Annotated in this window: 17 protein-coding genes; 4 read left to right on the plus strand and 13 right to left on the minus strand. The window is 71.1% G+C overall.

Translation table 11 applies throughout. The features are described from left to right. Positions 1 to 530: 530 nt before the first annotated feature. Complete coding sequence (gene tgt / locus J4H92_RS08760; protein ID WP_208097807.1) at positions 531 to 1,838, plus strand: tRNA guanosine(34) transglycosylase Tgt; 1,308 nt, start codon at positions 531 to 533, stop codon at positions 1,836 to 1,838. A 7-nt stretch (positions 1,839 to 1,845) separates the two neighbouring features. On the opposite strand, the gene J4H92_RS08765 is transcribed toward tgt, so the two are convergent. The 4 genes from J4H92_RS08765 to J4H92_RS08780 are packed head-to-tail and all read right to left on the minus strand — an operon-like array spanning position 1,846 to position 6,133. Then, positions 1,846 to 2,607: a queuosine precursor transporter gene (locus J4H92_RS08765; protein ID WP_208097808.1), complete on the minus strand. Its 762-nt coding sequence runs from the start codon at positions 2,605 to 2,607 to the stop codon at positions 1,846 to 1,848. Next, positions 2,600 to 3,619, minus strand: coding sequence for an NAD(P)/FAD-dependent oxidoreductase (locus tag J4H92_RS08770; RefSeq protein ID WP_341783048.1), 1,020 nt, complete (start codon positions 3,617 to 3,619; stop codon positions 2,600 to 2,602). Before J4H92_RS08770 ends, J4H92_RS08765 begins: the two co-directional genes overlap by 8 nt. Then, positions 3,616 to 5,157 (minus strand): glutamate--tRNA ligase, encoded by a 1,542-nt coding sequence (gene gltX / locus J4H92_RS08775; protein WP_208097809.1) that lies wholly within the window; start codon positions 5,155 to 5,157, stop codon positions 3,616 to 3,618. The genes J4H92_RS08770 and gltX overlap by 4 nt, the downstream gene beginning before the upstream one ends. A 10-nt stretch (positions 5,158 to 5,167) precedes the next feature. Further along, the gene (locus J4H92_RS08780) at positions 5,168 to 6,133 is read right to left on the minus strand and encodes a LysR family transcriptional regulator (protein ID WP_208097810.1); all 966 of its coding nucleotides are present in this window, start codon (positions 6,131 to 6,133) and stop codon (positions 5,168 to 5,170) included. 81 nt (positions 6,134 to 6,214) lie between these two features. Between J4H92_RS08780 and J4H92_RS08785 the strand changes: the two genes are divergently transcribed. Continuing rightward, the gene (locus J4H92_RS08785) at positions 6,215 to 7,267 is read left to right on the plus strand and encodes an aminotransferase class V-fold PLP-dependent enzyme (RefSeq protein ID WP_208097811.1); all 1,053 of its coding nucleotides are present in this window, start codon (positions 6,215 to 6,217) and stop codon (positions 7,265 to 7,267) included. A 3-nt stretch (positions 7,268 to 7,270) separates the two neighbouring features. On the opposite strand, the gene rlmN is transcribed toward J4H92_RS08785, so the two are convergent. From rlmN to J4H92_RS08815, 6 genes are all read right to left on the minus strand, one after another. Beyond that, positions 7,271 to 8,566 carry a dual-specificity RNA methyltransferase RlmN gene (gene rlmN / locus J4H92_RS08790; RefSeq protein WP_208097812.1) on the minus strand — a complete coding sequence of 432 codons (1,296 nt, stop codon included), beginning with the start codon at positions 8,564 to 8,566 and terminating at the stop codon, positions 7,271 to 7,273. Positions 8,567 to 8,619: 53 nt separating this feature from the next. Further along, positions 8,620 to 9,450, minus strand: coding sequence for an aldo/keto reductase (locus J4H92_RS08795; RefSeq protein WP_208097813.1), 831 nt, complete (start codon positions 9,448 to 9,450; stop codon positions 8,620 to 8,622). Positions 9,451 to 9,477: 27 nt separating this feature from the next. Further along, the gene (locus J4H92_RS08800) at positions 9,478 to 10,272 is read right to left on the minus strand and encodes a fumarylacetoacetate hydrolase family protein (RefSeq protein WP_208097814.1); all 795 of its coding nucleotides are present in this window, start codon (positions 10,270 to 10,272) and stop codon (positions 9,478 to 9,480) included. A 12-nt stretch (positions 10,273 to 10,284) separates the two neighbouring features. Then, positions 10,285 to 11,382 (minus strand): branched-chain amino acid aminotransferase, encoded by a 1,098-nt coding sequence (locus J4H92_RS08805; protein ID WP_208097815.1) that lies wholly within the window; start codon positions 11,380 to 11,382, stop codon positions 10,285 to 10,287. Between the two features lie 62 nt (positions 11,383 to 11,444). Beyond that, the gene (locus tag J4H92_RS08810; protein WP_208097816.1) at positions 11,445 to 12,503 is read right to left on the minus strand and encodes a 3-isopropylmalate dehydrogenase; all 1,059 of its coding nucleotides are present in this window, start codon (positions 12,501 to 12,503) and stop codon (positions 11,445 to 11,447) included. Positions 12,504 to 12,680: 177 nt separating this feature from the next. After that, the gene (locus J4H92_RS08815) at positions 12,681 to 13,745 is read right to left on the minus strand and encodes a 2,3-butanediol dehydrogenase (protein WP_208097817.1); all 1,065 of its coding nucleotides are present in this window, start codon (positions 13,743 to 13,745) and stop codon (positions 12,681 to 12,683) included. 204 nt (positions 13,746 to 13,949) lie between these two features. Between J4H92_RS08815 and J4H92_RS08820 the strand changes: the two genes are divergently transcribed. Further along, positions 13,950 to 14,954 carry an SDR family NAD(P)-dependent oxidoreductase gene (locus tag J4H92_RS08820; RefSeq protein ID WP_208097818.1) on the plus strand — a complete coding sequence of 335 codons (1,005 nt, stop codon included), beginning with the start codon at positions 13,950 to 13,952 and terminating at the stop codon, positions 14,952 to 14,954. Between the two features lie 19 nt (positions 14,955 to 14,973). Here the strand turns inward: J4H92_RS08820 and chrA are convergent, their stop codons facing one another. Beyond that, positions 14,974 to 16,188: a chromate efflux transporter gene (gene chrA, locus J4H92_RS08825; protein WP_208097819.1), complete on the minus strand. Its 1,215-nt coding sequence runs from the start codon at positions 16,186 to 16,188 to the stop codon at positions 14,974 to 14,976. 47 nt (positions 16,189 to 16,235) lie between these two features. On the opposite strand from chrA, the gene J4H92_RS08830 reads away from it, so the two are divergent. Beyond that, positions 16,236 to 16,910, plus strand: coding sequence for an arsenate reductase/protein-tyrosine-phosphatase family protein (locus J4H92_RS08830; protein ID WP_208097820.1), 675 nt, complete (start codon positions 16,236 to 16,238; stop codon positions 16,908 to 16,910). Here the strand turns inward: J4H92_RS08830 and J4H92_RS08835 are convergent. Beyond that, positions 16,894 to 17,670 (minus strand): hypothetical protein, encoded by a 777-nt coding sequence (locus J4H92_RS08835; protein WP_208097821.1) that lies wholly within the window; start codon positions 17,668 to 17,670, stop codon positions 16,894 to 16,896. The two genes, J4H92_RS08830 and J4H92_RS08835, sit on opposite strands and share 17 nt — an antisense overlap. A 164-nt stretch (positions 17,671 to 17,834) precedes the next feature. Further along, positions 17,835 to 19,157: a Na+/H+ antiporter NhaA gene (gene nhaA, locus J4H92_RS08840; RefSeq protein ID WP_208097822.1), complete on the minus strand. Its 1,323-nt coding sequence runs from the start codon at positions 19,155 to 19,157 to the stop codon at positions 17,835 to 17,837. Between the last annotated feature and the right edge of the window lie 139 nt (positions 19,158 to 19,296).

Consider the following 19,296-nt stretch of genomic DNA (forward strand, 5'->3'; position numbering starts at 1 on the left):
ACAGGCCCCCAGCCACCACAACATGGCAACCAGAAACCAAACTTGGCACAAAACAATCAAGTGCACACTATTGAGTTCTCAAAGACCAGACACCCCCCGTAACAACCCACAACAGGCCCTCCGAAGAACTGGCAGTTCTCGCTTCTCGACTCGAGCGCATTACGAAAATGTTTCTCAAGAGCCTTGCGAAGCGTTCCCCTATCATAGCACGAGCGGCAAGCTGATTCAACTCGCCGACTTCGGGGAATCATGCTGGTCCGATTCGGCTTTTCGGCCTCGACCCAACGAGGATCAACTATAGGCCGGATCGCTCGGCGAGGGCAAACTGAGCTGTCGATCCGGGCGTGTCGCCGCCACCGGGGTCGATGCCGAGGTCGATGTCGACGTGAGCGGGACGGTGTTGCGCGAGAGGAGCCCCGTTGCACGGCGCAATCCGGTCCCACTCGCGCGACAGCATCCCCCTCGCGCAAGGGGTCCCCGTTCGCGCGGGCGTGTCGCACGTGCGGCGCCCCGACTGCTTGAATAGTCGGGTGACCAGCCCAGAACGCGCAGCGCACTCCGAGACCGACGACACGCCCCCCTCCCCCGCCGACTTCGGCTTCGAGGTGACCCATCGGCTCCGCGATGGGGGCCAGCTCGGCGGCGACGGCGCACCGCTCGGCCGCGCCGGCGTGATCCGCACCCCGCACGGCGAGATCCGCACTCCCGCGTTCATCCCCGTCGGCACCAAGGCCACGGTCAAGGCGATGCTGCCCGAGACCGTGGCGGAACTGGGCGGGCAGGCGGTGCTGGCGAACGCCTACCACCTGTTCCTCCAGCCGGGAGCCGACATCGTCGATCAGGCCGGCGGGCTCGGCCGCTTCATGAACTGGCCGGGCCCCACCTTCACCGACTCCGGGGGCTTCCAGGTGATGTCGCTCGGCGTGGGCTTCAAGAAGGTCATCTCGATGAGCGAGCAGGCCTACGCCGACGCGGAGGTGATCGCGAAGACCAAGGACCGCCTGGCCCACGTCGACGAGGACGGCGTCACCTTCAAGTCCTTCATCAACGGAGACACGCACCGCTTCACCCCCGAGGTCTCGATGGCGATCCAGCACCAGCTGGGCGCGGACATCATCTTCGCCTTCGACGAGTGCACCACGCTGCTCAACACCCGCCCCTACCAGGAGGACTCGGTCGCCCGCACCGAGCGCTGGGCCGTGCGCTGCCTCGACGAGCACGCCCGCCGGACCGCGGCGCGGTCGCACCGGCCGTATCAGGCGCTCTTCGGGGTGGTGCAGGGCGCGCAGTACGAGGATCTGCGCCGCCGGGCGGCGCGCGGACTCGCGGCGCTCACCGGTGAGACGGAGCAGGATCAGCGCTTCGACGGCTTCGGCATCGGCGGCGCGCTCGAGAAGAGCGAGCTCGGCACGATCGTCGGCTGGGTCAGCGACGAGTTGCCGGAGCACAAGCCGCGCCATCTCCTCGGGATCTCGGAGCCGGAGGATCTCTTCGCGAGCATCGCCGCCGGCGCCGACACCTTCGACTGCGTCGCACCCTCCCGCCAGGCGCGCGGCGGCACCATGTACTCCTCCCGAGGCCGGGTCAACGCGAAGGCCGCGGCGCAGCGGCGGCGCTTCGAGCCGCTCGATCCCGAGTGCGACTGCGCCACCTGTGTCAACTACACGGCCGCCTATCTGCACCACCTCTTCAAGGCGAACGAGATGCTCGGCTCCACCCTGGCGACGATCCACAACGAGCGCTTCATCGTGCGCCTGGTGGACCGCATCCGGCAGAGCATCATCGACGGAGACTTCGCGGACCTGCGCGAGGAGACGCTCGGCCGCATGCGGAGCTGAACAGGTGTCAGGGGTGGCTGCGCTCCCCGGGCTCCCCGCGCTCGACCTCCGCCGCGCGGACGGCCCGGATGACCCGCGTCGTGACCGGGAGCAGCACGATCTCGGCGAGCACCTTCACGAGATATCCCAGCACCACGTACATGACGAAGTCGATGCCGGTGATCACCCCGGCGAACGCGATCGTGCAGAACAGGAGCGTGTCGACGAGCTGCCCGACGAGCGTCGACGCGATGAGCCGCGTGCGGAGGAACCGCCCCGAGGTGCGCCGGCGCAGGCGGTCGAGCACCCAGGCGTTCAGGAGCTGCCCCGCGAGGAAGGCGATCAGGCTCGCGGCGACGATCCTGGGGACGAACCCGAGCACGGCGGCGAAGGCCTCCTGGTTCTCCCACCCGTCGGCCGGGGGCGAGAGCTGCACCGCCAGAATCGTGAGCGACGCGACCAGCGCGAGTGCGAAGGCGGTGAGGATGGCGCGCCGGGAGGCGCGCAGCCCGTAGACCTCGGCGAGCACGTCTCCGAGGATGTAGGCGAGCGGGAACAGGAAGACGCCGCCGTCGAAGACGAGCGGCAGCGAGAACTCGCCCAGCTGGATCGCGCCGAAGGCGATGGGCTTGACCGCCACCACGTTGGAGATCAGGAGCACGCCGACGAACACCGCCGAGATGAGCGCGTAGCGGCCCCCCGCTGCGGCCGCGCGGGCCCCCGGCGTCTGATATCGGGTGGGGTCCCCGAACTCCTGCTTCGCCACCTGTACCGCTCCGATCTCAGTCATCGACCTGCCCGACTCCCAGTGCGCCCCGGATCAGATCCATGTTCATCTTCCCCGCCACGCGCGCGCCCTCGCCCGCGGCGATGATGAGCTGCTGCGGTCCCGGCGGGACGATGTCGCCGGCCGCGTAGACGCCTCTGAGAGACGTCTCGCCGCGATCGCTGACCACGATGAGGCCCCAGTCGTCCCGCGCGAGGGCGCGGTCTCCCAGGAACTCCACCGGCGCGTGCCAGCGCGGCCGGACGAAGCCCCCGACGCGCGGGATCACCTCGCCGTCGGAGAGCCGCACGCCCGTCATCTCGGCGCGCTCCCCGACGATGTCGTCGATCCGACGCCGCTCGACGCGGATGCCGATCGCGGCGAGCTGCTGCTCCTGATGCGCGGTGACGGTGTCGGCGGCGTTCGTGAACACGATCAGGTCGCTCGAGAACCGGCTGATCAGCAGCGCCCGCGCGAAGACGTCGCTCGTCTCGCCGATGAGCACCAGCGGCTTGTCGCTCTTCTCGAAACCATCGCACTCCACGCAGCTGTGCAGCGCGGTGCCGTAGAAGGCTCGGATCATCGGGAGGTCGGGGAGCTCCTCGGTCAGCCCCGCCGTGACCAGCACCCGGCGTGCGCGGAACTCGACGTCCGGCGCGCCGCGCACCCCCGTGCCCCGCACGGCGAAGCCGATGCCGTCGGGGAACCCGATCCCCCGCGCCTCGTCGGGATCGAGCGGCTCGATCTCCCGCACGATCGACTGGGCGAAGGTCGCCGTGGGGTAGGCCTCGAATTCCTCGCGACCGATGCGGCGCAGCTCCAGCGGCGGCGCGCCGTCCCTGGTGAGGAATCCGTGGGACTGCAGGGTGGCGGAGTGCCGCGGCCGGTTGCTGTCGAGGATCGCGATGCGGCGGTTCGCGCGGACGAGCTGCAGCCCGGCGGACAGGCCGGCCGGGCCCCCGCCGACGATCGCGACACCGATCGGGGCCGTGGCGCCGATCGCACCAGGACCGCTCGGGTCCGGAGCGCGGCTCACGGCGCCGGCTCCCGGAGGGTCTCGAGCAGGCGCGTCCGAAGCCGCTCCAGGCGCGCGAGGGAGTCCTCCGAGCCCAGCAGATCGATGGACTCGAACAGCGGGGGCGAGACGCGACGTCCAGACACGGCGACGCGAAGCGCCGAGAACGCGATCCGCGGTTTGAGCCCCAGCCCGTCGATGAGCGCCTCCTGCAGCGCCGCCTGGATCGTCCCGGTGCGCCAGTCCGCCGGCGCGATCCTCTCGAGGGCCGCGATGCCCGCCGTGAGCACCTCCGGCGCATCGGCCCTCAGCGACGCGAGCGCGTCGGCCTCGTAGTGGAGCGCGTCGGCGGTCGTGAAGAGGAACCCGAGCATCCCGACCGCCTCGCTCAGCACGGTGATCCGGCTCTGCACGAGGGGGGCCGCCTCGCGGAGGATCGCGAGCTGGCGTTCGCCCGGCTCCGCGGGGAGCGCGCCGCCGGCGATCAGGTAGGGCAGGATCCTACCGGCGAAGTCGTCGGGATCGAGGAGGCGGATGTGGTCGGCGTTGATCGCGTCCGCCTTCTTCTGGTCGAAGCGGGCGGGGTTCGGGTTGACGTCGGCGACGTCGAACGCGGCGACCATCTCCTCGCGGGTGAACACGTCGCGGTCGGCGGCGATGGACCAGCCGAGCAGCGAGAGATAGTTCAGCAGTCCCTCCGGGATGAAGCCCCGGTCGCGATGGTGCAGCAGGTTCGACTCGGGATCCCGCTTCGAGAGCTTCTTGTTGCCCTCGCCCATCACATACGGCAGATGCCCGAAGCGCGGGATCCGCTGCTCGATGCCCAGCTCCACCAGGGCGCGGTGCAGGGCGATCTGCCGCGGCGTCGACGAGAGCAGATCCTCGCCCCGGAGCACGTGGGTGATCCCCATGAGCGCATCGTCGACGGGGTTGGTGAGCGTGTAGAGCGGCGCGCCGTTCGGCCGCACCACGACGAAGTCGATGGTTGAGCCGGGCGGGAAGGAGATCTCGCCGCGCACGAGATCGTCGAAGCCGAGATCCACCTCGGGTACGCGGAATCGCAGGGCCGGAACCCGCCCTTCGGCCCGGAAGGCCGCCCGCTGCTCATCGCTCAGCCCGCGGTCGTGGTTGTCGTAGCCGAGCTGCTTCGGTCGGCCGTTCGCCTCGTTGCGCGCGTCGATCTCCTCGCTCGTGCTGAAGCTCTCGTACAGGTGACCGGCCTCGAGGAGCCTGGCCACGACGTCGCGGTAGATCTGCCCGCGCTCGGACTGGCGGTAGGGGGCGTGCGGCCCGCCGACCTCGATCCCCTCGTCCCAGTCGAGCCCGAGCCAGCGCAGCGAGTCGATGATCTGCTGGTAGCTCTCCTCGCTGTCGCGCGCCGCGTCGGTGTCCTCGATCCGGAACACGAAGGCGCCGCCCGTGTGCCGCGCATACGCCCAGTTGAAGAGGGCGGTGCGCACCATGCCGACGTGCGGGGTGCCGGTGGGCGACGGGCAGAAGCGGACGCGGACCTCGCCGCCGGTCGCCGTCGAGAACTGAGGATCGCTGTTAGGAGACACGCCCTCCAGTCTAGGGTGCGTCGACTCGGGAGAGCGGCTCGAGGCCCCAGACCGCTCCGTCGATCTCGTGGAGCAGTCGTTTGCACAGACGCACCTGCGGGCTCTCCTTGACCGTCGCCATCGAGACGAGCCCGATGGTGCGGTAGCGGGGCGGTTCGAGCTGCAGCGCCGTCGCGTCGTCCGGAAGGGTGCGAGCCGCGGCGAGCGCCAGCCCCGGCACCAGCGCCACCGCGCCGCCCGCGGCCGCCATGGCGAGCATCGCGGGCACGTTGTCGGTCTCCTGGATGATGTCGGGCTCGAAGCCGTGCTCGGCCGCTGCGGCGAGCAGATGGCCGCGGCATTTCTCGCATCCGGCGATCCAGTGCTCCGCCGCGTAGTCGGAGAGATCGGCCCGGTTCCCCGTCCCCGCCCGCTCCTCCGCGATCACGAGACTGACGGTTTCTCGCCACAGAGGGGTGAACGCGCTGCCGGCGGGGAGCTCGCCCGCGCCTTCGTAGTCGAAGATGAGCGCGCAGTCGACCTCGCCGTCGCGCAGCATGTCGACCGCTGCGGGGGGTTCCGCCTCCCGGTACTGCAGGGAGACCTCGGGCGTGTCCTCGGCCATCCGGCGCATGACCGCGGGCACGATCGTGGCGGAGGCTGAGGGGAATCCGACCAGGCGGAGGGTGCCGCCGCGCTCGCCCCGGAGGTCGTCGATGGCGGCGAGCGCCGCATCGATCTCGGCGACGACGGTGCGGCCGTGATCGGCCAGGATCCTTCCCGCGGCGGTGAGCCTGATGCCGCGGCCCTGCCGCTCGATGAGCGGCACGGAGAGACGCGTCTCCACCCGCTTGATGCGCTGGCTGACCGCCGGCTGGCTGAGGCCGAGGCTGCCCGCCGCAGCGGTCAGCGAACCGGTGGTGGCGAGAGCGTGGAGGATCCGCAGTTCCGTCGAGTCGATCGCGCCGAGCGGGTCCGCGCTTCGTGTGGTGCTCATGCAAATATGATAACAAATAGTGAAGCGAAATATAAGAGATATTCTATTCGCTTATGCAATAGCGGCTCGTACACTCGTCCCATGATCACCGCCGCACCGCCTCGGTTCGCCGACCGCTTCACCGCGGTGCGCGGCTATCTCGCGGCGGCCACGGCGGGCCTCCCAGCCCGCGAGACCGCGGCCTCGGTACGGACTCACATCGCGGAGTGGGAACAGGGCCGTCTCGACCCGCTGCGGCTCTCCCAGCAGCTCGAGGCGTGCCGCGGGCACTTCGCAGCGATCGCCGGCGTTCCGCCGGACCGCGTCGGCATCGGCGCGCAGACCTCGCAGCTCGTCAGCGTGATCGGCACCGGCGTGCCGGACGGATCCGAGGTGCTGTGCGCGGCCGGAGACTTCGCCTCGCTCGCGCACCCGTTCGAACAGTTGGCCGGGCGGGGCATCACGGTCCGCTACGCTCCCCTCGCGGAGCTCGCGGGGGAGATCACGCCCCGCACCTCGCTCGTGGCCTTCTCCCTCGTGCAGTCGGCGACCGGAGAGATCGCCGACCACCGGGCCATCGTCCGCGAGGCCGCCGCCGCGGGAGCGCGCACCTGCGCCGATCTCACCCAGTCCCTGGGCTGGTACCCCGTCGGCGCCGCCGAGTTCGACTTCGCGGTCTGCCACGCCTACAAGTGGTTGTGCGCGCCCCGCGGCCTGGCGTTCCTCTCCGTGCGCGAGGCATTGGACGAGACCCTCGCGCCGCTCGCAGCGGGCTGGTACTCGGCCGGCGACCCCTGGGGATCCTGCTACGCGGATCACATGCCGCTCGCGCCGGACGCCGGCCGCTTCGACCTCTCCCCCGCCTGGCCGGCCGTCGCGGGAGCCGAGGCCGCGCTCCGCCACGTCGCCGGCCTCGATCTCTCCGCCGTCGAACGTCACGACGTCGGACTCGCGAACGCGGCACGCGCGGTGCTCGGCCTGGAACCCGGCGGCTCCGCGATCGTCGCCTGGGCCGACCCCGATGGCCGGGACCTCGGCGCGATGCGGACCGCGGGCCTCGTCGCGGCAGGCCGCGCCGGCAACGCCAGGATCTCGTTCCACCTGTGGAACACGGAGGAGGACGTCGAGCTGCTGGCCGCGGCGCTCGGGAGATAGCGCTCAGGGCGAGGCGACGGCGCGCTCCGCATCGGCGCGATCCTGCTCGGTCGCTACCAGCTGCCCGCAGGCGCCGTCGATCTCCGTGCCGCGGGTGTCGCGGAGCGTCGTGGGCACGCCCGCGGCGTTGAGGCGGTCCACGAACTCGCGCGTCACCCCGGGCTCGCTGCGGGTCCAGACCGAACCCGGGGTCGGGTTGAGCGGGATCGGGTTGACGTGCACCCAGCCGCGGCCGCGGGCGTTGAGCTTCTCCGCGAGCAGTTCCGCGCGCCAGGCGTGGTCGTTCATGTCCTTGATGAGCGCGTACTCGATCGAGACGCGGCGGCCGGTGCGGTCGAAGTAGGCGCGTGCGGCGTCGAGCACCTCGTCGACCTTCCAGCGGCTGTTCACCGGGATCAGCTCGTCGCGCAGCTCGTCGTCCGGCGCGTGCAGCGAGAGGGCAAAGGTGACGGGGATCTCCTCGTCGGCGAGTTTGCGGATGGCGGGGGCGAGCCCCACCGTCGACACGGTGACGCCGCGCGCGCTCATGCCGAGCCCCTCGGGCGCCGGGGCGACCATGCGGCGCACCGCGTTCATCACGCGCTTGTAGTTGGCGAGCGGCTCGCCCATGCCCATGAACACGATGTTGTTCACCCGCTCGGGCTCCGCGCCGCCTCCGGCTTCGCGCACGCCCCCCAGACCGCCGTCGGCGATCACGCGGTTCGCCTGCACCACCTGATCGACGATCTCGGCGGTCGACATGTTGCGCGTGAGGCCGGCCTGCCCGGTGGCGCAGAAGGGGCAGTTCATGCCGCAGCCGCACTGGCTCGACACGCACAGGGTGATCCGCCCGGGATAGCGCATGAGCACCGACTCGACGAGCGCGCCGTCGAACAGGCGCCAGAGGAACTTGATCGTCCGCCCGTCATCCGTGACGAGGCGCTTCACCTCGGTGAGCAACCGAGGGAAGAACGCGTCGACGAGCTCGCCGCGGCGGTCCTTCGGCAGATCGGTCATGGCCTCGGGGTCGGTCGTGTAGTGCTCGAAGTAGTGCTTCGAGAGCTGCCGCGCCCGGAACCTCGGCAGCTCGAGTTCGCGGATCCTCGCCTCCCGCTCCTCGAGCGTCAGGTCGGCCAGGTGCGTCGGCGGCTGGGTCACCCGGGGCGAGGCGAACTGCAGCGTCGGCCGCCCGTCCGGACCCGTGAGCTGGGTCCAGCCCTCCGTGCGGGGCCTGGTCTGGGCGCGCTGGGCCGACCCCGGACGGGTCGGCAGCAGACGCCCCTGCTCAGGGGCTCGATGACTCAGCTTGTTGGGATCCACCGAACCATTGTCGCATCCGCGAGGCAGCCGGCGGTCCGGCGCTCCCCGTGCGCTCAGAACTCCTCGTAGACGGCGGGGTCCTGATCCTTGAGGCGCCCGTCGGATCGTCCGAGTGCGGTGATCGCGGCCGTCTCCTCGTCGCTGAGCGCGATCTCTCCGGCCGCGAGGTTCTCCCGCTGTCGCCCGGGATCCTGCGACTTGGGCAGCGGGACGATCCCGCGCGCCACGTGCCAGGCGAGGATCGCCTGCACCGGTGTGATCCCGCGGGACTCCGCGATCCCGACGACCACGGGATCCCGCTGGATCTCGCCGCCCCGCCCCACCGGGCTCCAGGCCTCGGTGACGATCCCCCGCTCCCGGTGATACGCGACCGCATCCTCCTGAGGGAAGAAGGGGTGCAGCTCGATCTGGTTGACCGAGGGCCGGACCCCCGTCGCGTCCTCGATGCGCTCGAGGTGCTCCGGCAGGAAGTTGGAGACGCCGATGTGCCGCACCAGGCCCCGCTCGCGCGCCTCGACGAGCGCCTCCCAGGCTTCGACGTACCGCCCGGTCAGCGGGTTGGGCCAGTGGATGAGGTAGAGGTCGATCGCGTCGAGGCCGGTGCGGTAGACGCTTTCCTCGACGGTGCGCAGCGCGGCCTCGCGCTCGTGGTGCCGGCCGGGCAGCTTGCTGGTGACGATCACGCCGGCCCGGTCGGCTGCGGCCCGCCGCACGCCCAGGCCCACCGCCCCCTCGTTCTCGTAGTTGAACGCCGAGTCGATGAGCCGGTATCCCGCCTCGACCGCCGCCTGCACGGCGCGTGCGCCGTTCGCCCCGTTCAGCGCATAGCTGCCGAACCCGATCGCCGGAAGAGAGAAGCCGTCGTGCGCCACCTGTTCGCCCATGCGCCCAGCCTACGCCTTCGCGCGCGCTCAGACCACGCGGTTGCGCAGGATACCGATGCCCGAGACCTCGACCTCGACCGTGTCGCCGCGGCGGAGCGGTCCGACCCCGGCCGGGGTCCCGGTGAGGATCACGTCGCCCGGCAGCAGCGTGAACGCCTCGGAGGCGTGCGCGACGATGCGCTCGATCGAGTGGATGAGCGCTGCGGTCGAGGCGCGCTGGCGGACCTCGCCGTTCACGCGGGTCTCCACGACGGCGTCCGTCGCGTCGAACTCGGTCTCGATCACGGGCCCCAGCGGGCAGAACGTGTCGAAGCCCTTGGCCCGCGCCCACTGGCCGTCCGCGATCTGCAGGTCCCGCGCCGTGACGTCGTTCGCGCAGGTGAATCCGTAGACGACCTCGGAGACGCGCTCGGGCGCGACGCCCTTCGCCACGGAGCCGATCACGACCGCGAGCTCTCCCTCGTGCTCGACGCGCTCGGAGACGGCCGGGCGCACGATCTCATCTCCCGGCCCGATGACCGCGGTGTTCGGCTTGAGGAAGAGCAGCGGCTCCTCCGGGGCCGGCCCGCCGGGACCCGTCACGCCGCGCATCTCCTCGACGTGCTCCTCGTAGTTCTTCCCGACGCAGACGATCTTGGAGCGCGGGATCACGGGAGCGAGCAGGCGCACGCCCGCGAGCGGCAGGCGGCGCCCCGTGGTCTCGTAGCCCGCGACCATCGGATCCCCCGCGAGTTCGACGACCTCGATCGCGCCCGCGCCCTCCGCGCGATCGAGCACGCCGAAGGCGATCGCGCCCTCGTGCTCGAATCGTGCGATCTTCATCTCGTCGCCCCGTCAGGCCGCGTCCGAGACGCGGTGCACCCAGCCGTGCCGGTCCGGCACCGTCCCGAACTGGATTCCCGTGAGCTCGTCGCGCAGCGAGACGGTGAGCGCGCCGGGTGCGCGGTCGCCGAAGTCGACGAGCGTGCCGTCCTCCCCGAGCAGCCGGGAGATCGGGGTGATCACGGCCGCGGTGCCGCAGGCGAAGGCTTCCGTGATCGTGCCGTCGGCCGCGCCCTCGCGCCACTCGGTCACGGTCACGGCGCGCTCCTCGGTGGCCAGGCCCCGGTCGGCGGCGAGGCGGATCAGGCTGTCTCGGGTGATGCCCGCGAGGATGTTGCCGTTGAGTTCCGGAGTGATCAGCGTGCCGTCGGAGCGCACCAGGAACAGGTTCATGCCGCCGAGCTCGTCGATGGTGTCCGCGGTGTTCGAGTCGGTGAAGAGCACCTGCGCGCAGCCGTGCTCCTGGGCGACCCGGGTGGGGAGGAGGGAGGCGGCGTAGTTGCCGCCGCACTTCGCCGCGCCGGTCCCGCCGTGGCCCGCGCGGGCCAGCTCCTGCGAGAGCCAGATCGAGACCGGCTTCACCCCGCCCGTGAAGTAGGGGCCGGCCGGGCTCGCGATCACGAGGAACCGGGCGCGCTCGGCGGCGCGCACGCCCAGGAAGCTCTCGTCCGCGATCATGAACGGACGGAGGTAGAGGCTCTGCTCGGCGCCGCCGGGCACCCAGGCCGCATCGAGCCGGACGAGCTCGTCGATCGCGCGGACGAAGAGCTCCTCCGGCAGTTCGGGCAGGGCGAGGCGGCGCGCGCTCGCGTTCAGGCGGCGGGCGTTCTCCTCGGGACGGAAGGTGACCACCTCGCCGTTCGGGTGCCGGTAGGCCTTCAGCCCCTCGAAGATCTCCTGCCCGTAGTGCAGCACCGAAGAGGCCGGGTCGATCGGGATCGGGCCGTAGGGGACGAGCTCGGCGTCGTGCCAGCCCCGGTCGTGCGTCCAGACGATCGAGACCATGTGGTCGGTGAAGCGCTTGCCGAAGCCGGGGTCCGCGAGGATCGCCTCGCGCTCGGCCTCGGGGAGTCGGTCTGCCGGCGTGTGCCGGAGGGTGAGCTCGGTCATGGGGTGCTTTCTCTCGGCCGCGGTCGCCTGGGACGACCGAACGGAGTGTGGATCTGCGGGAATCAGCGCGGCGGGATCCGCGCGATGACGGCGTCGCCGGTCTCGGTGGTCGACCGGCGCTCGGAGCCGCGGACCGCCAGGTCGTCGCGCACGGCGGAGCGCACGCGTCCCGCCTCCGCTTCGAGTCCCAGGTGGTCCAGCATGAGCGCCGCGGACAGGATCGCCGCGGTCGGATCCGCCTTCTGCTGCCCAGCGATGTCGGGCGCAGAGCCGTGGACGGGTTCGAACATGCTCGGGAACGCGCCGTCGGGGTTGATGTTCCCGCTGGCGGCGAGCCCGATGCCGCCGCCGATGGCGCCGGCCAGGTCTGTCAGGATATCACCGAAGAGGTTGTCGGTCACGATCACGTCGAAACGCGTCGGATCCTGGACCATGAAGATGGTCGCGGCGTCGACGTGCAGGTAGTCGACGGCGATGTCCGGATGCTCCGCCGCGACCGCCTCGACGACGCGCTGCCACGTCGCCCCCGCGTGGATGAGCACGTTGGTCTTGTGCACCCAGGTGAGTCGCTTGCGAGGCCTCCGCGACGCGAGTTCGAAGGCGTAGCGCACCACCCGTTCGATTCCGAAGGCGGTGTTGACGGAGACCTCGGTGGAGATCTCGGCGGGGGTGCCGGGGCGCAGGCGGCCGCCGTTGCCCGCGTAGGGGCCCTCGGTGCCCTCGCGCACCACGACGAAATCGACCTCGCCGGGGTCGGCGAGCGTCGACGCCGTTCCGGGGAAGAGCGTGCAGGGCCGCACATTGGCGTAGTGCTCGAAGTCGAAGCGGAGCTTGAGCAGCAGTCCGCGCTCGATGTTGGCGTCCTTGAGCCCGGGGTCGCCGGGGACCCCGCCCACGGCGCCGAAGAGGATCGCGTCGTGCCGGGCGAGCTCCGCCTGCTCCTCCGCGGGCAGGGTCTCCCCCGTCGCGAGGTAGCGCGCGGCCCCGAGAGCGAACTCGGTGCGCTCGAGCGACACCCCGCTTCCGAGCAGCACTGCGTCGAGCACGCGGTTCGCCTGCTCGATCACCTCGGGACCGATCCCGTCGCCGGGGATCACTGCGAGTTTGACGGTACGGGACACGGCCCCTCCTTACGGATGCGAGTTCAGCGAGCGGCACGGATGATCGTTCGACCAGCGGCTCCGGGCCGTTCTCGACTTTATCGCACGCGACGGCGCCTCCGAGGATCGCCGGCTCGGCGGATCGCCGCCGCGGGGACGGCCGCGGCGGCGCATCGTCGCCGGAGTGCGCCGTCTCGTTCAGGCCCCCGGCTGCACCAGGATCTTGACGGCGGTCTCGTTGCGGTTGATCAGCGTGTCGAAGCCGTCGTCGATGAGCCGGTCGAGCGGGATCGTCGCGGTGATGAAGGGCTTCAGATCGACCCTGCCCTCCTGCACGAGCCGGATCGTGTCGGGATGGCTGTTGACGTAGGCGATCGTGCCGCGCAGGTCGACCTCCTTCAGCACCAGCTTCTGCATCTCGAGCGAGGCCGGATGCCCCCAGATCGACACGACGACGATGACCCCGGTGGGCTTGACCGCCTCGAACAGGGTGTCGAGCGCCGGCTGCACCGAGGTGCACTCGAATGCGACGTCGGCGCCGCGGCCCCCGGTGAGCGCGCGGACCTCGGCGACGACGTCGACCTCGCGGGGGTCGAAGACGTGCTGGGCGACGCCGGTCTCGAGCGCCTTCTCCCGGCGGAGCGGGCTCGGCTCCGAGATGGCGACGGTGATGCCCTCCGCGCGAAGCACGGCGGCGGTGAGGAGGCCGATCGGGCCGGCGCCGGTGATGAGGGCGAGGTCCCCCGTCTTCGCGCTCGAGCGCTGATAGGCGTGGTAGCCGACCGAGAGCGGCTCGATGAGCGCGGCCTGGTCGAGCGGGATGTCGCCGACGGGGTGCACCCAGCGGCGCTTCACGACGATCTTCTCCGCCAGACCGCCACCGCGCCCGGCCAGCCCGATGAAGTTCATGTCCGGCGAGAGGTGGTAGGCGTGGTTCGCGGTCGACGTGTCGACGTCGTCGCGGATGATGTAGGGCTCGACGACGACGCGATCGCCGATCGAGAGATCGTCGACGCCCTCGCCGACGGCGTAGACCACGCCGGACATCTCGTGGCCCAGGGTGACCGGTGCGGATTCCCCGGAGATCGGGTGCGGGTGCCCCGCGGGCGGCACGAAGATGGGTCCGTCGAGGTACTCGTGCAGATCGGTGCCGCAGATGCCGCAGAAGGCCACGTCGATGCCGACGGTTCCGGGTTCGACGACGGGCTCCTCGATCTCCTCGATGCGGATGTCTCCACGGTCGTAATACCTGGCGGCCTTCATGGTCGTCTCCTTAGCCTGGTCGAAGCGCGGGGGCAGTCTCGGTGCGACCGTCCCCGTCGAGGTCGAGGTGGTTCCCTCGCGATATATTCTACGCTCCGGAGGTTCGGGAACCGCTCGTGTCGGACCCGGTCACGGCGATAGACTCGGTCCTGCGGGTCGAGCCTGCGCGGCCCGTCTCCAGAACGCACGATCCCGGGAGGCCGCATGTCCGCACTCACTGCCCAGACGTCAATCGGAGACTGGCTCGATCATCCCGAGGGCGGCGAGATCCTCAGGGGCTTCCTCGCGCAGTCCGGAAGCGACGCGGGATCGCTGGATCCCGTGCGCTCGCTGCCGCTGCAGCAGCTCGTCGCGCTCAGCCAGGGCCGGCTCCCCCAGTCCGCCGTCGACGATCTCGTGCGCGCGGCCAACGGAGGCGAGATCCCCGAGGACGCGGAGCCGGTCGGCTGGCAGGAGCGGATCACCGCCGGCCGGTTCGACGGCCGCACGGTCATCGTCACCGGCGCCGCGGGCGGCATCGGGCGCGCCACCGCCTCACGCATCGCTCGCGAGGGCGGGCGAGTGGTCGCCGTGGACATCTCGGAGGATCGCCTCGTCGAGTTCGCGGCATCCGCGCCCGCCGGCAGCGTGATCACCGTCGCGGCCGACGTGACCCGGCAGGAGGACATCGACCGCGTGGTCGCGGCCGCGGACGGCAGGATCGACGGCCTGGCGAACGTGGCCGGGGTGAACGACGACTTCTCGCCGATCCACGAGACGAGCGACGAGATCTGGGACCGGGTCATCGGCATCAACCTGACCGGGGTGTTCAAGCTCACCCGCGCGGTGGTGCCCGTCATGCTCGAAGCCGGCAGCGGGTCGATCGTCAACGTGTCGTCCGAGGCCGGCCTGCGCGGGAACGCCTCCGGCAACGCCTACACGGTGTCGAAGCACGGCGTTCACGGGCTGACCCGCAGCGCGGCCTTCATGTACGCGCAGCGCGGCATCCGCGTGAACGCGGTCGCCCCCGGCGGTGTGGCGACCGGGATCCCCTTCCCCCCGAACGTCTCCGAGGAGGGATCGGCGCGGCTGCACCCCTTCCAGTCCGCGATACCGACCGTGGCGGCCGCGGAGCACCTGGCCGCGTCGATCGCCTTCCTCCTGAGCGACGACGGCGTGAACATCAACGGCGCGATCCTGCCCTCCGACGGCGGCTGGTCGGTGCAGTAGCGGCGCACGACGGAGAGGCTCAGAGCAGGAGCGCGCCGAGGATCGCGGCGGCCGCGACGACGGCCCAGGCCGGCGCCCTCCAAACGGCGAGGGCGACGAACGAGGCGGCTGCGATCACGAGGCCGCCCGGACCCGTGACGCCCTCGGTGAAGACGGGGGTGTAGAGCGCCGCCGCGAGGATGCCGACGACTCCGGCGTTCACCCCCGTGAGGGCGCGCCTGGCGCGACGGGAGGCGCGCCAGCGCTCCCAGAACGGCACCGCGCCCACCACGAGCAGCGCGGAGGGCAGGAACACCGCGAGCAGTGCGATTCCCGCGCCGAGCGCCCCGCTCGGGCCGCTCGTGGTGACCGCCCCCAGATAGGCGGCGAAGGTGAAGAGCGGTCCCGGCACCGCCTGCGCCGCGCCGTAGCCCGCGAGGAAGGCGTCCTGCGCCACGAGCCCGGTCCGCACGGTCTCGGCCTCGAGCAGCGGGAGCACCACGTGCCCCCCGCCGAACACGAGTGCGCCCGCCCGGTAGAAGATGTCCGCCAGCCGCACCGCGCCGTCGCCGGTCGCCGCGGCGAGCAGCGGCAGGCCGAGCAGGAGCACGACGAACAGCGCGAGGCAGGCGACCGCCACCCCGCGGGGCACGCGCACGTCGAACGCGTCGGCCGCGCCGGCCGCCGCGGGCTCGTCGCGCAACCAGAGCAGCCCGAGCACCGCCGCGATGAGGATCGCGGCGATCTGCGCGAGCGCGCCGGGCGCCAGCAGGACGAGCGCGAGCGCGCCGACCGCGATCGTTGCGCGCTTCGCGTCCGGCGCGAGCGAACGCGCCATGCCGAGCACCGCGTGCGCGACGACGGCGACCGCGACGGCCTTCAGACCCGAGAGCCATCCGCCGCCCATGCCGCCCGCGAGAGCGGCCCCGTAGGCGAACGCCAGCAGCAGCGCGGCCGAGGGCAGCGTGAAGCCGACCCAGGCGAGCACCAGTCCGAGGGCTCCCGCACGGTGGAGGCCGATCGCCATCCCGACCTGGCTCGAAGCCGGCCCGGGCAGGAACTGGCACAGGGCGACCAGATCGGCATAGGCCCGGTCAGATATCCAGCGCCGACGCTCGACGAAGGCCGCTCGGAAGTAGCCGAGGTGCGCGACCGGGCCGCCGAACGAGGTCAGTCCGAGCCGCAGGAACACGCCGAGCACCTGGAGCGCGGCGGCGCGCGGGCGCGGCGGATCGGAGGGGGCACGGGTGTCCATCGCTCACAGTCTTGACCATCGACATCATCTCAGTCAAACTTGACTCAATGAACAATGAGCGAACTTCCGTCGCCGAGCGCGCCGCGCGCCACGCCGCACTCGCGGAGCCCGCTCGTCTGCGGATCGTGGATCTGCTCGCGCTCGGCGACCGGTCGCCGAGCGCGCTGCGGACCGAGCTCGGACTCGCCTCGAATCTGCTCGCCCACCACCTGAGGGTGCTCGAGCGCGCGGGGATGATCGGACGGACGCGGTCGGAGGGCGACCGGCGCCGCAGCTATCTGCACCTGCTGCCCGGCGCTTTCGAGGCGCTCCTCCCGTCGCCCGTGCTCGCCGCGCGACGGGTGGTGTTCGTCTGCACGGGGAACTCGGCGCGCTCCCCCCTGGCCGCCGCGCTGTGGGAGCGGCGCAGCCCGATACCGGCGACCTCGGCGGGGACGATCCCCGCGCCGTCGGTCTCGGCGGGGGCGATCGCCGCCGCCGCGCGGCACGGACTCCCGTTCTCGCCCGCGCCGCCGCGCGGACTCGGCGAGCTGCCGGCCGCCGACGACTGTCTCATCACCGTCTGCGACCACGCGCACGAGCGCCTCCGCGGCTCGGCCCGGCTGCACTGGTCGATCCCGAACCCGAGCGCCCTCGGCACCGACGCCGCCTTCGATGCGGCGTTCGAGCGGCTCGCCCGGCGGGTGGAGGAGCTCGCGCCGCGGGTCAGGGAGCCGCGATAGCGGCGAGATGCTGCTCGAGCAGCGGCTCCAGCTCCTGGCACGCCTGCTTCGCGACCATCAGGCTCAGCCCGATGGGCTGGCTCTTCAGGGTGATGAGCATCAGCATGTGCCCGTGGTTCGATTCGAGCACGCGGTTGATGGTCACCGTGCGATCCGATTCGACCTGGATGGACTTCACGATCGGATCCGGCGGCTCCTTGCCCGTGATCTCCCTGGCGTGCTCGCTCGCCTTGAGGCTCGCCCCGCGGAACATCGCGGCGCTCGTCCGGCAGAGCTCGAGCAGCCGGTCCAGGAAGAGATGCTCGGGGTTCGAGGCGACCACCACGGGCTGAGAATCCTCGAGGTTCACGAGCACGATGCCGACGATGCCCTCGCGCGAGGCGACGACTCCGTGGGAGATCTGGCGCATCTTCGCGAGCGCCGACGACGTCGGGGGCTTCTGGCCGCGCTCGCCGATGACCGCGATCGGCATCGGCATGAGTTCGGCGTCCGCGCGTCTCAGCCGTCTGGCGTCGCTCTGGACGGGCGGGGGCTGCGGAGCGGGGTGAGCGGCGGACGGCGCCACGGACGGCTCGACCGGTGCCGGGGGCAGCACCACCGGGGTCCGGCGCTCGGCAGGCGGGACGAACGTGCTGCGCACCGTTCCGATCGGCGATTCCCGCGCCGGCTCCCCGGAGGACCTGCTCGAGAAGGAACCGTCCAAGCGCTTCAGCAGATCCGGTCTCTTGAACGGCGCATCCGCGTCTTCAGTCTGCGTCATGGTCGATGGGGCTCGATTCTGTCGTTCTCTGCGACCGAAGGCTTCCGGGCACACGGCACCTTCGAATGCTGCCGCATCGAGATGAACGGAAGGAGAACGAACGGTGCGGCGGAGCTGGGCCGGGCGGTGCCGTGGGGCCGCCCTCCGGGCGGGACGCTCGATACCTACTGATACACGTCGGGAACACCGTCCGAGTCCGCGTCGATCTGCTCGCGAGCCAGGATCCTCCCATATCGACGGTTGCGGAGACCGAGCAGGACGGCCGCGAAGACCGCCGCCAGCAGCGAGGCGGTGAGGATCGCGACCTTCGCGTAGTCGTGCTCGGCCGACTCGGCGTCGAAGCTGAGTTCCGCCACCAGCAGCGAGACGGTGAAGCCGATCCCCGCGAGGAGCCCGACTCCGACCATGTCGATCCAGCGCAGGGCCGGGTCGAGCGGCCGCCGCATCGCTCTCGTCATCACCCAGGTGGTGGTCACGATGCCCAGCGGTTTTCCGAGGACGAGTGCGGCGATGATCGCGTAGGTGAGCGGATGCGCGAACGCGGCCCGGATGCCCTCCATCCCCCCGAGCGAGACCCCGGCTGCGAAGAACGCGAACACCGGCACGGCGAGACCCGCCGAGATCGGGCGGAAGCGGTGCTCGAACTCCTCCGCGAGCCCCGGCCTGCTCCTCGTTCGTTCGTCGGCGGAGGCGCGGTGGAGCACCGGGATCGTGAACCCCAGGAGCACGCCCGCGATGGTGGCGTGCACGCCCGACGCGTGCATCAGCGCCCAGGCGACGATGCCGATCGGCAGCAGGATCAGCCACGCGGCGAACGGCCGCGATCCGAAGAAGGTCCGGTAGCGCTGCGCGAGCAGCCCGTAGATCGCGATCGTCCCGAGCGAGAGCAGAAGCGGGACGAACTGGATCTCGTCGGTGTAGAAGAGAGCGATGATGCTGATGGCGAGGAGATCGTCCACGACCGCCAGGGTCAGCAGGAAGATGCGCAGTGCCGCGGGCAGGTGCGAGCCGATGATCGCGAGCACCGCGACGGCGAAGGCGATGTCCGTGGCGGTCGGGATCGCCCAACCGTGGCGCAACTGCGGCTCCTGCCAGACGATGCCGACGAAGATCAGTGCGGGCACGACGACGCCGCCGGCGGCCGCGGCGATCGGCACGACGGCCGTCGAGAATCTGCGGAGGTCGCCGGCGACGAACTCGCGTTTCAACTCCAGGCCGACGAGGAAGAAGAAGACGGCGAGGAGACCGTCTGCCGCCCAGGCTCCGAGACTGAGTTTCAGATGCCAGGGCTCGTAGCCGATCTCGAAGTCGCGCAGCGCGAAATACATATCGGCGAACGGAGTGTTCGCCCAGACGATCGCGAGGAGCGCCGCCGAGACGAGCAGGAGACCACCGACGGTCTCCTTGCGCAGCAGTGTGCCGATGCGGGTGGCCTCGCGGAAGCTGCCGTAGCCGGGGAACGCCGGTCGGTGGGAGGTGCTGGTCATGAGCGCATCAGCGATGCTTCGCACCGCATCGCCGTCGGAGGGCTCGAAGCGGGGCGGCCATCGGTCGCCGTTCCAAGGAAGCAGGGCAAGGCATCTCCATCGCGGGGTCGTCGAGGTTGCGTTCGCCGACCAGACTTCC

Origin of the sequence: Leucobacter weissii (assembly GCF_017565745.1) — a bacterium.
Lineage (GTDB): Bacteria > Actinomycetota > Actinomycetes > Actinomycetales > Microbacteriaceae > Leucobacter > Leucobacter weissii.

Bases quoted from the DNA above. Each gene is read 5' to 3' on its own strand.
- J4H92_RS08830 (WP_208097820.1), top strand. From the start codon at position 16,236: ATGAACAATGAGCGAACTTCCGTCGCCGAGCGCGCCGCGCGCCACGCC.
- J4H92_RS08805 (WP_208097815.1), bottom strand. From the start codon at position 11,382: ATGACCGAGCTCACCCTCCGGCACACGCCGGCAGACCGACTCCCCGAG.
- J4H92_RS08835 (WP_208097821.1), bottom strand. From the start codon at position 17,670: ATGACGCAGACTGAAGACGCGGATGCGCCGTTCAAGAGACCGGATCTG.
- J4H92_RS08820 (WP_208097818.1), top strand. From the start codon at position 13,950: ATGTCCGCACTCACTGCCCAGACGTCAATCGGAGACTGGCTCGATCAT.
- J4H92_RS08795 (WP_208097813.1), bottom strand. From the start codon at position 9,450: ATGGGCGAACAGGTGGCGCACGACGGCTTCTCTCTTCCGGCGATCGGG.
- J4H92_RS08815 (WP_208097817.1), bottom strand. From the start codon at position 13,745: ATGAAGGCCGCCAGGTATTACGACCGTGGAGACATCCGCATCGAGGAG.
- chrA (WP_208097819.1), bottom strand. From the start codon at position 16,188: ATGGACACCCGTGCCCCCTCCGATCCGCCGCGCCCGCGCGCCGCCGCG.
- J4H92_RS08785 (WP_208097811.1), top strand. From the start codon at position 6,215: ATGATCACCGCCGCACCGCCTCGGTTCGCCGACCGCTTCACCGCGGTG.
- J4H92_RS08800 (WP_208097814.1), bottom strand. From the start codon at position 10,272: ATGAAGATCGCACGATTCGAGCACGAGGGCGCGATCGCCTTCGGCGTG.
- nhaA (WP_208097822.1), bottom strand. From the start codon at position 19,157: ATGACCAGCACCTCCCACCGACCGGCGTTCCCCGGCTACGGCAGCTTC.
- J4H92_RS08765 (WP_208097808.1), bottom strand. From the start codon at position 2,607: ATGACTGAGATCGGAGCGGTACAGGTGGCGAAGCAGGAGTTCGGGGAC.
- J4H92_RS08780 (WP_208097810.1), bottom strand. From the start codon at position 6,133: ATGAGCACCACACGAAGCGCGGACCCGCTCGGCGCGATCGACTCGACG.